12 protein-coding genes and 1 pseudogene are annotated in these 12,718 nt (G+C 63.9%); 7 read left to right on the top strand and 6 right to left on the bottom strand.

Annotation, left to right across the window (positions count from 1 at the left end; translation table 11 throughout):
- The first annotated feature begins 18 nt into the window (after window positions 1–18).
- From prfA to K288_RS0123980, 3 genes are all read left to right on the top strand, one after another.
- Window positions 19–1,098 (top strand): peptide chain release factor 1, encoded by a 1,080-nt coding sequence (gene prfA / locus K288_RS0123990; RefSeq protein ID WP_027581853.1) that lies wholly within the window; start codon window positions 19–21, stop codon window positions 1,096–1,098.
- Window positions 1,099–1,198: 100 nt separating this feature from the next.
- Window positions 1,199–2,077, top strand: a complete 879-nt coding sequence (gene prmC / locus K288_RS0123985) for a peptide chain release factor N(5)-glutamine methyltransferase (RefSeq protein WP_027581852.1) — start codon at window positions 1,199–1,201, stop codon at window positions 2,075–2,077.
- 468 nt (window positions 2,078–2,545) lie between these two features.
- Window positions 2,546–3,280, top strand: coding sequence for a DUF4167 domain-containing protein (locus K288_RS0123980; RefSeq protein WP_027581851.1), 735 nt, complete (start codon window positions 2,546–2,548; stop codon window positions 3,278–3,280).
- 150 nt (window positions 3,281–3,430) lie between these two features.
- On the opposite strand, the gene K288_RS0123975 is transcribed toward K288_RS0123980, so the two are convergent.
- Entirely contained in the window at window positions 3,431–4,159 is a 729-nt protein-coding gene (locus K288_RS0123975; RefSeq protein WP_027581850.1) for a methyltransferase domain-containing protein, read from the bottom strand.
- Between the two features lie 308 nt (window positions 4,160–4,467).
- On the opposite strand from K288_RS0123975, the gene gloB reads away from it, so the two are divergent.
- Complete coding sequence (gloB, locus tag K288_RS0123970; RefSeq protein WP_027581849.1) at window positions 4,468–5,235, top strand: hydroxyacylglutathione hydrolase; 768 nt, start codon at window positions 4,468–4,470, stop codon at window positions 5,233–5,235.
- Window positions 5,235–5,663, top strand: coding sequence for a cupin domain-containing protein (locus tag K288_RS0123965; RefSeq protein WP_027581848.1), 429 nt, complete (start codon window positions 5,235–5,237; stop codon window positions 5,661–5,663). Before gloB ends, K288_RS0123965 begins: the two co-directional genes overlap by 1 nt.
- 93 nt (window positions 5,664–5,756) lie before the next feature.
- On the opposite strand, the gene K288_RS0123960 is transcribed toward K288_RS0123965, so the two are convergent.
- The 3 genes from K288_RS0123960 to K288_RS0123945 all read right to left on the bottom strand — a co-directional run bounded on the left by K288_RS0123960 (window position 5,757) and on the right by K288_RS0123945 (window position 9,030).
- The gene (locus K288_RS0123960) at window positions 5,757–6,620 is read right to left on the bottom strand and encodes an EamA family transporter (RefSeq protein ID WP_027581847.1); all 864 of its coding nucleotides are present in this window, start codon (window positions 6,618–6,620) and stop codon (window positions 5,757–5,759) included.
- A 235-nt stretch (window positions 6,621–6,855) separates the two neighbouring features.
- The gene (gene phbB / locus K288_RS0123950; protein ID WP_027581846.1) at window positions 6,856–7,581 is read right to left on the bottom strand and encodes an acetoacetyl-CoA reductase; all 726 of its coding nucleotides are present in this window, start codon (window positions 7,579–7,581) and stop codon (window positions 6,856–6,858) included.
- 270 nt (window positions 7,582–7,851) lie between these two features.
- Window positions 7,852–9,030 (bottom strand): acetyl-CoA C-acetyltransferase, encoded by a 1,179-nt coding sequence (locus K288_RS0123945; RefSeq protein ID WP_027581845.1) that lies wholly within the window; start codon window positions 9,028–9,030, stop codon window positions 7,852–7,854.
- 335 nt (window positions 9,031–9,365) lie between these two features.
- Here K288_RS0123945 and phaR point away from each other — a divergent pair, with 335 nt between their 5' ends.
- Window positions 9,366–9,974 (top strand): polyhydroxyalkanoate synthesis repressor PhaR, encoded by a 609-nt coding sequence (gene phaR, locus K288_RS0123940; protein ID WP_027581844.1) that lies wholly within the window; start codon window positions 9,366–9,368, stop codon window positions 9,972–9,974.
- Window positions 9,975–10,105: 131 nt separating this feature from the next.
- On the opposite strand, the gene K288_RS0123935 is transcribed toward phaR, so the two are convergent.
- Window positions 10,106–11,794: a bifunctional diguanylate cyclase/phosphodiesterase gene (locus K288_RS0123935; RefSeq protein WP_043160550.1), complete on the bottom strand. Its 1,689-nt coding sequence runs from the start codon at window positions 11,792–11,794 to the stop codon at window positions 10,106–10,108.
- 236 nt (window positions 11,795–12,030) lie between these two features.
- Here K288_RS0123935 and K288_RS0123930 point away from each other — a divergent pair, with 236 nt between their 5' ends.
- Window positions 12,031–12,330 carry a hypothetical protein gene (locus K288_RS0123930; RefSeq protein WP_244443232.1) on the top strand — a complete coding sequence of 100 codons (300 nt, stop codon included), beginning with the start codon at window positions 12,031–12,033 and terminating at the stop codon, window positions 12,328–12,330.
- Window positions 12,331–12,430: 100 nt separating this feature from the next.
- Here the strand turns inward: K288_RS0123930 and K288_RS0123925 are convergent.
- Window positions 12,431–12,718, bottom strand: a pseudogene (locus K288_RS0123925) (IS5/IS1182 family transposase); the annotation flags it as partial.

Here is a 12,718-nt window from a genome sequence, read left to right as displayed (position 1 = left end):
GTCATTTGAGAACTATCCATGTTGCCCGAAGCCAAACTCGATGTCCTGCTCGCCCATCACGCCTCGCTCGAGGCCGAACTGCTCGGCCAGGTGAATTCGGAACGCTATGTCCAGATCACCCGCGAGCTCGCCGAGCTCAATCCGCTGATCGAGGCGGTGAAGGCCTATCGCGCCGCGCGCAGCGAGCTCGCCGACACCCAGAGCCTGATCGCCGATCCCGCGACCGAGCCAGACATGCGCGGCATGGCGGAGGCCGAGCTCGAGACGCTGCATGCGCGGCTTGCCGAGCTCGAGCAGAAGATCCGCATCGCGCTGTTGCCGAAGGATGCGATGGACGACCGCAACGTCGTGCTGGAAATCCGCGCCGGCACCGGCGGCGACGAGGCTTCGCTGTTCGCCGGCGACCTGTTCCGCATGTATGAGCGCTTTGCTGCCCTGCAGGGCTGGAAGGTCGAGGTGATCTCGGCGAGCGAAGGCACGGTCGGCGGCTACAAGGAAATCATCGCCGAGGTGCAGGGCCGCGGCGCATTCGCGAAGCTGAAATTCGAATCCGGCGTGCATCGGGTGCAGCGTGTGCCCGACACCGAGACGCAGGGGCGCATCCACACCTCCGCCGCCACGGTCGCAGTGCTGCCCGAGGTCGAGGACGTCGATGTCGACATCAAGAACGAGGATCTGCGGATCGAGACGATGCGGGCGCAGGGCGCCGGCGGCCAGCACGTCAACAAGACGGAATCGGCGATCCGCATCACCCATATCCCGACCGGCATCGTGGTGATGATGCAGGACAGCCGCTCGCAGCACAAGAACCGGGCGTCGGCGATGAACATCCTGCGCTCGCGCATCTACGATGCCGAGCGCCAGCGCGCCGACGCGGCGCGCTCGGCCGACCGCAAGGAGAAGGTCGGCTCCGGCGATCGCAGCGAGCGCATCCGCACCTATAATTTTCCGCAAGGGCGCGTCACCGATCACCGCATCAACTTGACGCTCTACAAGTTGCCGCAGGTGATCTCGGGCGAAGCGCTCGGCGAATTGATCGACGCGCTGACGACGGAGCACCAGGCCGCGCAACTCGCGGCACAAGGTGCGGCGGCGTGAGGACCCCTGTAGCCCGGATGAAGCGTAGCGCAATCCGGGACCGGTGGATCGGGTTGCGCGAATCCCGGATTGCGCTGCGCTCCATCCGGGCTACGAAGCGATGAATGAGTTTGCTGGACGAAGGGTCGAGACCGCGCGGCGACAACTCGCGGCACGCTTCAAATCGGCCGCCATCGATTCGGCCGAGCTCGATGCGCACATGCTGCTCGGCGCGGTGCTCAAGCTCGACCTGACCGGCATGATCACGGCGGCGAGCCGGACGCTGACGGAGAACGAAGCCGCAGCACTCGAAGCGTTCACGCGGCGTCGTCTTGGCGGCGAACCGGTCGCGCGCATCCTTGGGCAAAAGGAATTCTGGGGGCTGCCGCTAAAGCTCTCCGCCGCGACCTTGGTGCCGCGACCCGACACCGAAACCGTGGTGGAGTTCGCGCTTCAGATCCTGCGCGCGGAAGGCGCTTTGGAAAAGCCGTTGCGGATCGCCGATCTCGGTACCGGCACCGGCGCAATCCTGCTGGCGCTGCTCTCCGAGATACCTACCGCGAGCGGGATCGGCACCGACATCAGCACGGAGGCACTCAAGACGGCGCGGGCCAATGCACTGGCACTAGGCATTGGCGATCGTGCGACCTTCGTAGCCTGCGACTATGCATCGGGTCTCCCCGGCCGCTTCGACCTGATCGTCTCGAACCCGCCCTATATCCGGTCCGCAGATATTGCCGACCTCGCGGTCGAGGTGCGCGAGCACGACCCGGTTGCCGCGCTCGATGGCGGCGACGATGGGCTGGATGCCTATCGCGCGCTGATCCCGCAGGCTGCGGGTTTGCTGGCCGGCAACGGCGCCCTGGTTGTCGAATCAGGCATCGGCCAGAGCGAGGCGATTGAAGCTTTGATGACCGCCGCCGGGCTCGTCCCCGCCGGTCCGCCGAGGCCCGATCTGGCCGGCATCCCACGGGCGGTATCGGGCCGCAAATTGCCGTGATAAAGTCCTATTGGAACGCAAAAAAACCTCTTGGAATATCCCCCGGGAACGACTACGTTCCGGTCATGACATCGGTGTTGGCCCCGTAGCCGTTAACGGGTGAAGACCAGGGTTCTCGCCGAGAGCCCGCCGATCAAAGGTTCCAAAACGCAGGTCTGTGTGAGCGCAATAGCCGGAGCTGTGCTGCTCTCGACCGCCAAGCGAACGAAAGCCTGTTATTACGCTTGAAGACTTACGTGAGAGAACTGCGCTTGCCTTGGCAAGCTGAATAATTGATCCGCAGGCCGGACCGGCCGGCGGTTGGGGAACGCGTCTTTGCTCAACGCGATGGTCGGCAAACTTTGGCATTGATCCGAATGGCATCATGATTCGGTGCGCGCGAGCGCATGCGCCGGTTGCAATGGCAACTTCCACCGCAACGGCAATTTCAACGCTGGTAACTTATAGGGCTGGAATAAAAGGCGAGACATGAGAAACGGTCAAAATAACAAGCGGATGCGTAACCGGAACAACAACAATAACAACAACAACAACAACCGGCGCGGTCAGAACCCGTTGACCCGGGTGTTCGAATCGAACGGACCCGACATCAAGATCCGCGGCACAGCTTCCCACGTTGCGGAAAAATACGTTCAGCTGGCGCGCGATGCGCGCTCCTCCGGTGATCCGGTCGCCGCCGAGAACTACTATCAGCACGCCGAGCATTACTTCCGCATCATCGCCGCGGCACAGGAACAGCTTCGGCAGAATCAGCAGCAGCCCCGTGTCGACAACAACGAAGCGACGACGACCGACGAGGGCGACGATGACGACAGCTACTCGAGCTTCGGCCAGGAACCCGGCTTCGTGCTGCAACCACCCTTTGCGCGCGAGAACAATCAACAGCCCTATCAGCGCGACCAGCAGCAGCCGCGAGAGCATCGCGAGCGCGAGCATCGTCAGCAGCCGCAGTACCAGGCGCCGCCGCAGAACCAGCCGCAGCCAGTGATCGCGGAGAATGGCGGTGTCGACCGCCTGCCCTCCTTCATCACCGGAGGCGCGCAGCCACAGGCCAATGGCAATTATGAGAGCAATGGTGGCGGCGGAGAGCGCAGCGAACGTAGCGAGCGCTTCCCGCGCCGCCGTCGACGCCCGCACGGCCCGCGCCCCGACGCCGCCGCGCAGCCCCAGCAGAGCGAAGACTTCAATCCGGGGAATGAGTAGTTAGCCCCGCGATAAGATCGTAGGGTGGGCAAAGGCGCGCAAGCGCCGTGCCCACCATCCAACACTCCGCTCGCACTGGTGAGCGCGTTTCCGCCTTCGCTCGTTGAGCTACGGCGCAACAAGTCGCTTTGCGCACCCTGCAATTCCGAATCACCCCCGCGACGACGACGGCACGAGCACCGGCTGCAGCGACGGGATGAGCCGCGCGCGTTCGCGGTTCGCGGGGATCGCGCGATAGACCTGCTTGGTCGCTTCCACGATGTGGACGCCCGCGAACGGCAATGACAGCGCTGCGCCGAGGCGCTCCCAGGCCATCGCCCAGCGCAAGAACCAGCTACCCGCGACCGGCGGCACGAACAGCGCCTCACCCCACGCGGTCGGCGTGAACCAGGTCTGCCGCAGCAATTGCGTGATTTGTGCCCGCGAATAGGGCCGACCGTGGCCGAACGGCGTGGTGTCGGTGCGCGTCCATACACCCCGGCGATTGGGGATTACCGCGATCAGCCGGCCTGACGGCGCCAGCACCCGCCACACCTCGCGGAGCAGCCGCTCCGGATCGTCAGACATCTCCAACGCATGCACGACCAGCACGCGGTCGACCGCGGCATCCGCGAGCGGCATCGAGAATTCGTCGACCAGGGTCGCCAGCGCCGGCCGGCCCGTCGGCCATTTCAGGACCCCCTGTGACGCCGGCATGAAGGCGATGCAGCGCTCGCTATCCTCGCGGAACAGGCCGAGATAGGGGGTAGGGTAGCCGAGCCCGAGCACGCGCTGGCCCTCGGCCCCCGGCCACCGCTCGCGAATGCCGCGATTGATCAATTGGCGCGCTACAATGCCCAGGCGCTGCGAATAGAAATCGCGGAGATCGATGACGTCCATTGAGCCAACCTAGAGCATGATCCGGTCAGATGGAAATCGGATCGTTTGGTCATGATCCCCGCGCAAACGCTTGGCGTTTGTCGCGAGGGAAAACCGGCACCTGCAGCACGCGCCCACGGCGCCGTCACGCGCATGTTTTCCGGAATTGCATTGTCGCACGAGCGTTAACGCCATATTTCCCGCACAGATGGGGCGTGTTAGAGCATGGTGCGGAAAAGTGGGAACCGGTTTTCCCTCGCGACAAACGCGAAGCGTTTGCGCGGAGACCATGCTCAAACAGTAACGCCTGGCCGTTCGCGGGAGATACCATGACTGCGGAAATCCGTCTCTTCACCTGCCTGACCGACAATTTCGGCTATCTGGTCCACGACCCCGCGACCAAGGCCACCGCTTCGATCGATGCGCCGGAAGCCGGCCCCATCATCGCGGCGCTGGAGCGCGAGGGCTGGAATCTGACCGATATCCTCATCACCCATCACCATCATGACCATGTCGGCGGGGTTGCCGAACTGAAACAGAAATATGGTTGCCGCGTCGTCGCGCCGCACGACAAGACCACTGCGATCGCCGATGTCGACCTGCGCGCCGCCAATGGCGACGTGATCAAGGTCGGCAGCCTGCTCGCGCGGGTGCTAGAGACGCCGGGCCATACGCTCGACCACATCTCCTATGTGTTCGACGGCGAAAAGGCGGTGTTTGCCGCCGACACCTTGTTCTCGATCGGCTGCGGCCGGGTGTTCGAGGGCAACTATCCGATGATGTGGGATTCGCTGCTCAAGCTGCGCGCGCTGCCGGATGATTTCCGCCTCTATTGCGGCCACGAATATACCGCCGCCAACGTCAAGTTCGCGCTGACGGTGGAGTCGGACAATCCGGTGCTGAAAGCCCGCGCCGAGGAAGTGACGCGGCTGCGCGCGGCGAACAAGCCGACGATCCCGACGCTGCTTGGCGAGGAGAAGAAAGCCAACGTGTTCCTGCGCGCCGACGACCCGGCGGTGGCCGCCAAGCTGCACATGAAGGGCGCTGACGGAGCCCAGGTGTTCGGCGAGTTGCGCGAGCGCAAGAACAAGTCGTGATGCCAAAGCCGACTGCCGCCGAGATCATCGCGCAACTTGGGCTGAAGCCGCATCCGGAAGGCGGCCATTATCGCGAGACGTTTCGCGATGACGCGACGGATGCGGGCGGGCGATCGCGCTCGACCGCGATCTATTTTCTGCTCGCGCGCGGTGAGCGGTCGCATTGGCATCGCGTCGATGCGGTGGAGATCTGGCACTATTACGCAGGCGATGCGCTGACCTTGCGGATCGCGGATGCGAGCGGACAACGCGAAATCCGCCTCGGTCCTGATCTGGCAGCCGGCGAAGTGCCGCAGGCGATCGTGCCGGGGCATGCGTGGCAGGCGGCGGAGTGCACCGGCGATTGGACGCTGGTCGGATGCACCGTTGCACCGGCATTCGAATTTGCGAAGTTCGAACTGGCGCCGAAGGGCTGGGAGCCTGATTAGCTCCGCAGCGTCGTAGGATGGGCAAAGCGCAGCGTGTCCACCATCAGCACTCCGCTCGCAATGGTGGGCACGCTTCGCTTTGCCCACCCCGCTTCACTTCTTCCACATGTCCCTTGCGGCGACGAGGCCACCGCCGGCGATCAGGATCGCGGCGATGGCGATCGCGGCCGTCGCCTGCGCGAAGCCGGCGAGGATCAGGAAGGCGGTAGAGAGCAGCGGTGTTGCGTAGGAAGCGGCGCCGAGCACGCGGATGTCGCCGCGCTTCATGCCGATGTCCCAAGTGAAGAAGGCAGCGCCGACCGGACCGACGCCGAGCGCGATGATGGCAAGCCATTGTCCAGATGTCTCCGGCCACACCGTGGTCTCGACCATCTTGTGCACGATCGCCGCGAGCAGCGCGGTGAAGAGACAGAAACCGGCCACGGCATCGGTCGGCACCGATTTGAGCCGGCGCGACATCACTGAATAGCTGGCCCAGACAAAGGCCGCGACGAACGCCGCGGCAAGGCCTGGGATCTGGCCCGGCGCGAACCCGCTAGTGTTGCCGGCGAACAGCAGCACGGTCCCCACAAGCCCCAGGACGGCACCGATGATGTGATGCGGCGCCAGCCGCTCGCCCGGCAGGAATGAAGAGAACAGCACGATCAACAGCGGCCAGAGATAATTCAACAGTCCGGCTTCCGCGGGCGGCGCAAAGCGCAGCGCCAGGAAATACAGCGCGTGATAGCCGAACAGGCCGCCGACGCCGACGAGCCAGGCGACCGGCGGCTGCTTCAGCGCACCGAACGCGGCGGGACGAAAGATGAAGGTCGTGAAAGCGACCAGTGCGCCGATCGCGAACGTCATCGCCGCAAGCTGGAAGGCGGGGATCTTGCCGGTCGCAACCGTCAGCACGGCGAGCAGCGACCACATGATGATCGCAGTCAGGCCGATGAGGGTGGCGGTGCGGGGAGTCATAGGAATGTTTCCGTCATGGCCGGGCTGGTCCCGGTCATCCGCGTCTTCATTGCTGGCGTGCCTTATAAGGACGCAAATGCCCGGGACAAGCCCGGGCATAACGGCTGGATCATGATCCGATTGAACGGAATCGGATCATGATCTCATCTCTTTGTTTGAGCATGATCTTTTCGGAAACCGGTGTCCACTTTTCCGGATCATGCTCTAAGACTTGTCGCCGCGGCGGACGCCTACATCACGCGTGATATTGGCCGCCGTTCACGGTCAATGTCGAGCCGGTGATGAAGCCGGCGTCGTCTGCCGCCAGGAACAGCACCGCACGCGCGATCTCCTCGGGCTCGCCCAGGCGGTTGACCGGGATCTGCGGGATCACGTTCTTTTCCAGAACGTCCTTCGGCACCGCCTGCACCATCTCGGTGTTGATGTAGCCGGGGGCGATCACGTTCACGGTGATCCCGCCCTTGGCGTTCTCGAGCGCGAGCGCCTTGGTGAAGCCGATATCGCCGGCCTTGGCCGCAGAATAGTTGACCTGGCCGAACTGGCCTTTCTGACCGTTGATCGAGGAGATGTTGATGATGCGGCCGAACTTGCGGGCGCGCATGCCCTCGATCACCTGGCGCGTCATGTTGAAGAGCGAGCCGAGATTGGTGTTGATCACTTCATTCCACTGCTGCAGCGTCATCTTGTGGAATGCAGTGTCCCGGGTGATGCCGGCATTGTTGACGAGCACGTCGATCGGGCCGACGTCGGCCTCCACCTGCTTGATCCCGGCAGCGCAGGCATCGAACGAGGCGACGTCCCATTTGTAGACGGGAATGCCGGTTTCGTCCTTGAACTTCTGCGCGGCGGCATCATTACCGCCATAGGTCGCCGCCACCTTGTAGCCACCCGCCTTCAACGCCTTGCTGATCGCGGCGCCGATGCCTCGCGTCCCGCCTGTTACCAATGCAACACGTGCCATGTCCGTCTCCTCCTTCGCCATTTTTTTCTAAGCCGACATTGTGCCGGTCTTTTGAAATTCATCTCTCAATTGAACATGATCTCCGCGTAAACGCTTCGCGTTTGTCGCGAGGGAAAACCGGCGTCCACTTTGCGCTAACGCGGCCCTCCGGGTCCGGATCATGCTCTCAAAACGAAAATGCCCGGCGCGAGGCCGGGCATTCTCTTATCAGCTTGCACTGCGGTTGACAGACGATCTTTTCATCATTCAACCCGGCATGTTGCCTCTTGTTCAGTCGCGTGCAACGCACATCGCGATGCCCATGCCGCCGCCGATGCACAGCGTGGCGAGGCCCTTCTTGGCGTCGCGCTTCTGCATCTCGTGGAGCAGCGTCACAAGGACGCGGGCGCCGGACGCGCCGATCGGGTGACCGATCGCGATCGCGCCGCCGTTGACGTTGACCTTGGACGTATCCCAGCCGAGGTCCTTGTTGACCGCGCAGGCCTGCGCCGCGAACGCCTCGTTGGCCTCGATCAGATCGAGATCGGCTATGTTCCAGCCGGCCTTCTTCAGCGCGCTGCGGGAGGCCGGGATGGGGCCGGTGCCCATGATCTTCGGGTCGACGCCGGCCTGGCCCCAAGAGACGATCCGCGCGAGCGGCGTCCTGCCCTCCTTCGCCGCCTGCTTCGCTGTCATCAGCACCACGGCGGCGGCGCCGTCATTGATGCCGGAGGCGCTGCCGGCGGTCACCGTGCCGTCCTTCTCGAAGGCGGGCTTGAGCTTGGCCATCGCGTCCACCGTGGCGCCGTGGCGCGGATATTCGTCGGTGTCGACCACGACGTCGCCCTTTCGGGTCTTGATGATGACGGGGACGATCTCTTCCTTGAAGCGGCCGGCCTTTTGCGCGGCCTCGGCCTTTTGCTGCGAGGAGACGGCGAATTCGTCCTGCTGGGCGCGGGTGATCTGATATTGCCGCGCCACGTTCTCGGCCGTGTTGCCCATGTGGTAGCCGTTGAAGGCGTCCCACAGGCCGTCCTTGATCATGGTGTCGACGAGCTCGAGCCCGCCCATCTTGACGCCGCCGCGCAGATGCTGGGCGTGCGGGGCCATGCTCATGGATTCCTGGCCGCCGGCGACCACGATATCGGAATCGCCATTGACCAGCGCCTGGTAGCCGAGCGCGACCGAGCGCAGGCCGGAGCCGCAGAGCTGGTTGACGCCCCAGGCCGGGCTTTCCACCGGGATGCCGGCGGCGATCGAGGCCTGGCGGGCCGGGTTCTGGCCCTGCGCAGCGGTCAGAATCTGACCCATGATGACTTCGGACACGCGGCCCGGCTCGACGCCCGCACGCTCCAGCGCCGCCTTGATGGCAATGGCGCCGAGGTCATGGGCGGGGGTGCTGGCGAACGCACCGTTGAAACTGCCGACCGGGGTGCGGGCGGCGCTGACGATGACGACATCGTCTGACATGGGCATCTCCTGGAGCTTGAGGTTTTGGAGCTTGAGGTTCTGGCCTTGGGTAGCTTGGCGGCGGGCGGGCGGCCGGACGCGGGCCTATCTTTCGACCTCATCCTGTTAACGTCCTTGAGGCATGTCAATCGGCCAGACGGCCAAATCCTGCCGCGACGCATTTAAATTGACCTCGTTGGAGCTTTCCTGAGCAATAACTATGCTTTGGAATTAACCGTGCCGCACAAATCGTTGCCGAGCGGCTTTGAACATGCTTACCTTTGCTGCGATGCGTGTGCATCAGCCCTGCAGCAATGCTGCAGGGATTCCCTCCTGGTGTTGATGTGTGAGCCCCCATGGCAAAATCAGAACACCCGACCACGATCAAGAAGTACGCCAACCGGCGGCTCTATAATACTGGAACCAGCACTTATGTGACGCTCGAGGATCTCGCCTCGATGGTGAAGGAAGGCGAGGATTTCCTCGTCTACGACGCCAAGACCGGCGACGACATCACCCGATCGGTGTTGGCGCAGATCATCTTCGAGCAGGAGAACAAGGCCGGCCAAAACCTGTTGCCGACCACTTTCCTTCGGCAGTTGATCCGCTTCTACGGCGACAGCATGCAAATGGTGGTGCCGAAATATCTCGAGCAGTCGATCGAGACCCTGACGAAAGAGCAGGAGAAATTCCGCAAGCAGATCGCAAGTACGCTCAGCGGAACTCCCTTCGCCCCGCTCGAGGAACAGGTTCGGCGCAACATGGAGTTGTTCCAGCAGACCTTCTCCATGTTCAAGCCATTCGTGCCGCCGCGCACGGGAACCGCAACGTCCGAGCCCGAGAAAGTGCCGGAGCCGCCGGCGGATGAAAGCAATATCGACGACCTGCGCCGCCAGATGAAGGAGATGCAGGAGCGCCTCGAGCGGATGTCGCGCGAGACAGCGACGACAAAGAAGGAAGAGTGATCGTGTCGTCCCGGCCTTGAGCCGGGACCCATAACCACAGGGCCCGGTTTTGTGGTGTGAACGAGCGGACAGGCTCGTCTCAACAAACCGCGCGCTGTGGTTATGGGTCCCGCCTTCGCGGGGACGACCAGCTACCCCGCCGCCGGCATCGCCTTATCGGCCGTGTCCCATGGCCGCGTCGGAGAGGCCAGGCCGATCAGGCGGCCCTGGATATAGTCGCAGCCCCATTCGCGCAGCATCGCCGCGGATGCTTCGTCCTGCACCCATTCCGCGACGGTCTTGATGCCGAGCCGGCGCGCGAGGTCGAGCAGCGTCTGCACAAAGGCGCGGTCGTCGGCGGAATGCGCGATATTCTGCACGAAGGCGCCGTCGATCTTGACGATATCAACGCCGAGCTTGCGCAAGTTGCGGAACGAGGTGTAGCCGGCGCCGAAATCATCGATCGCGATCCGGCTGCCGAAATTCTTCAGGCGCGTGACGAAGCCGCGCACCTCATCGAGATTGCTGATCGCCACCGTCTCCGTGATCTCGACGATCAGCCGCTCGCCGACACCGGGATGCGCGGCCATCAGCGATTCGATTCCGGCCAGCCAATCCGGATCCATCGTGGTGTCCGGCGAGATGTTGAGGCTGAGCTGAACCTTGGGCGAAGCGGCAAGCTCGGCCACCGCAAGCTCGAGGACGCGGTGATCGACCAGCCGGATCAGGCCGAGGCGCTCGGCAACCGGCACGATGTCGGGCGCCGACAGCGCCCGCCCGTCCTCCTGCTGCATGCGCACCAGGCACTCGTAGAAGGCGGGCTGCCGCGACTGCACCTCGACCACCGGCTCGAACGCCACCACGATGCGCCGTTCGTTCAGCGCGGTGACGATCTCGTCGGTGACGCGGATGTTGACACGGCGCTGGGCGTCACGCTCGACATTCGGCTTCCAAAGCAGGAACGAGCCGGCCCGGCGGCTCTTGGCGGTGTCGAGCGTCTCCTGGGCACGGTTGATCGCCTCGTCGGCAGTGCGGGCGTGGCGCGGCACGCTGACCGCGCCGATCGACACCGTGACGGAGACGGGGCCCGACTTGGTCGGCACGATCTCCTCGCGCACGGCGGTGAGAAAACGTTCGGCGGCGACATTGGCATCGTCGACGGTGCAGTTGCGCAGGATCAGCCCGAACTTGTTGCCGGAGAATCGCCCGAGCACATCGCCGCCGCGCAAGCGGGCGCGGATGCGCCTGCTGATTTCCGCGATCACGGCATCGGCGACATCGAAGCCGAAGGCGTCGTTGATCCGCGCCAGATGATCGATGCCGATCAGCATGAAGGCGCTGGCCGAACGGAAGCGTGTGGACTCCTCGACCGCCTCGGCGAGCGCGGCGATCAGGTGGGTGCGGTTGAGCTCGCCGGTGAGCGGATCGTGCCGCGACAGCTTCACGAGCTGCTCGTCGCGGGCATGGCGCTCGTTGTCGATCCTGATCACGCCCTGGGCACGCACCGGCCGTCCGTCCGTTCCGGCAAACCAGCAGCCGGTTTCCTCGATCCAGATCACGGGCGCCGAGGTGCTGGTCCGCACGCCATACTCTATCCGGTAGGGCATGCTCTCGCCGCTGCGTAACGGCGCGGGCTGGCCGAGCGCATCGGACCGGATCGTGCGCGAGGGTTCGATCAGCCTGGAAAGTGCTGCACCGCTTGCAAGCGCCTCCAGCGGGAGATCGGGGAAAACCGAGGCGACATTGTCGCTCCAGACGAGCGCATCGGAGGCAATGTCCCAGATGAAGGTCGCCTGGCCGAGCGAAGCCAGGATGTCGGCGGCTGGCGGGATGGAAGGCATCTGCTGTCGCCTCATTTCAGGACACGGCCAAGTGGATACTGGTGGACGCACGTGACAGTGGGTAAGTGGCTCCAAGCTCGGAGTGTGCCTCTGTTTCCGCTCAGACCTTAGGTAAAGTTCATAAACAATCTGGAAACCACGTTTTGCTGCCGCAGGGAACAAAACTCCCTGCGCCGGCATGGACCTTGCGAATTCAGGTCCAAGGGGATGGTAGCGTCCCGAAACGTGACAATCGAGTGGGATCGGCGATGCCGGAAGGCGGCAGATCAAGGCGAGTGCTGGACGGCGAGGTTCTAACCGGCGCCACCACCAGTTCGGCTGAACTCGTCCCGCGGACCGAATCCCTGAACTACGTGCCGAAGCGGCCGCTGCCACGCCCTGACGCGGGCTTTGTGACTCAGCTGATCGCGACTGCGGCGCTGGCGCCGCAGACGCGTCCGCTGCGGCGCGGCACGGCGGCGGATGCGCAGATGGCCTATGGCGTCCGTCCGCAGGAGCGGCGCGGCGTCGCGCGCCGCACACGCCAAGTCATCTAGAGCATTTTTCGGTTCCGACTGAATCAGAACCGAAGCTCTAGATTCTTGTTTTGACGCGTTTTTCTTCACGCAAACCGGTCGCCCGTGAAGAAGTCTGATTTCAGCTTGGGACGAGCTGAAATCGGAGGATGAGCCTGACCAGGATTTGGTGCAACAAAAGCTCCAGCCAGCGGATGAGACGGCGGAAGTTGTATCCGGCGGCGGCGAGGACGGCGTTGGCGGCGTCGCCCTTGCGGTACCAGAAGTAGTTGCGCCCCATGCGATGCTCGGATTTGAGATGGCCGATGACCGGCTCGACGGCCGAGCGCCGGCGCAGCTCGCGTTTGATCCTGGGCGTCACGCGCCGCTTCTGGCCTGAGATGAACACCCTGAACTTGTAATCGGGTGG

It is taken from the genome of Bradyrhizobium sp. Ai1a-2, assembly GCF_000426245.1.
In the GTDB taxonomy this organism is placed as follows: Bacteria; Pseudomonadota; Alphaproteobacteria; order Rhizobiales; family Xanthobacteraceae; genus Bradyrhizobium.
The sequence above is the reverse complement of the archived record's forward strand: the minus strand, read 5'-3'. Positions and strand labels throughout refer to the sequence as shown.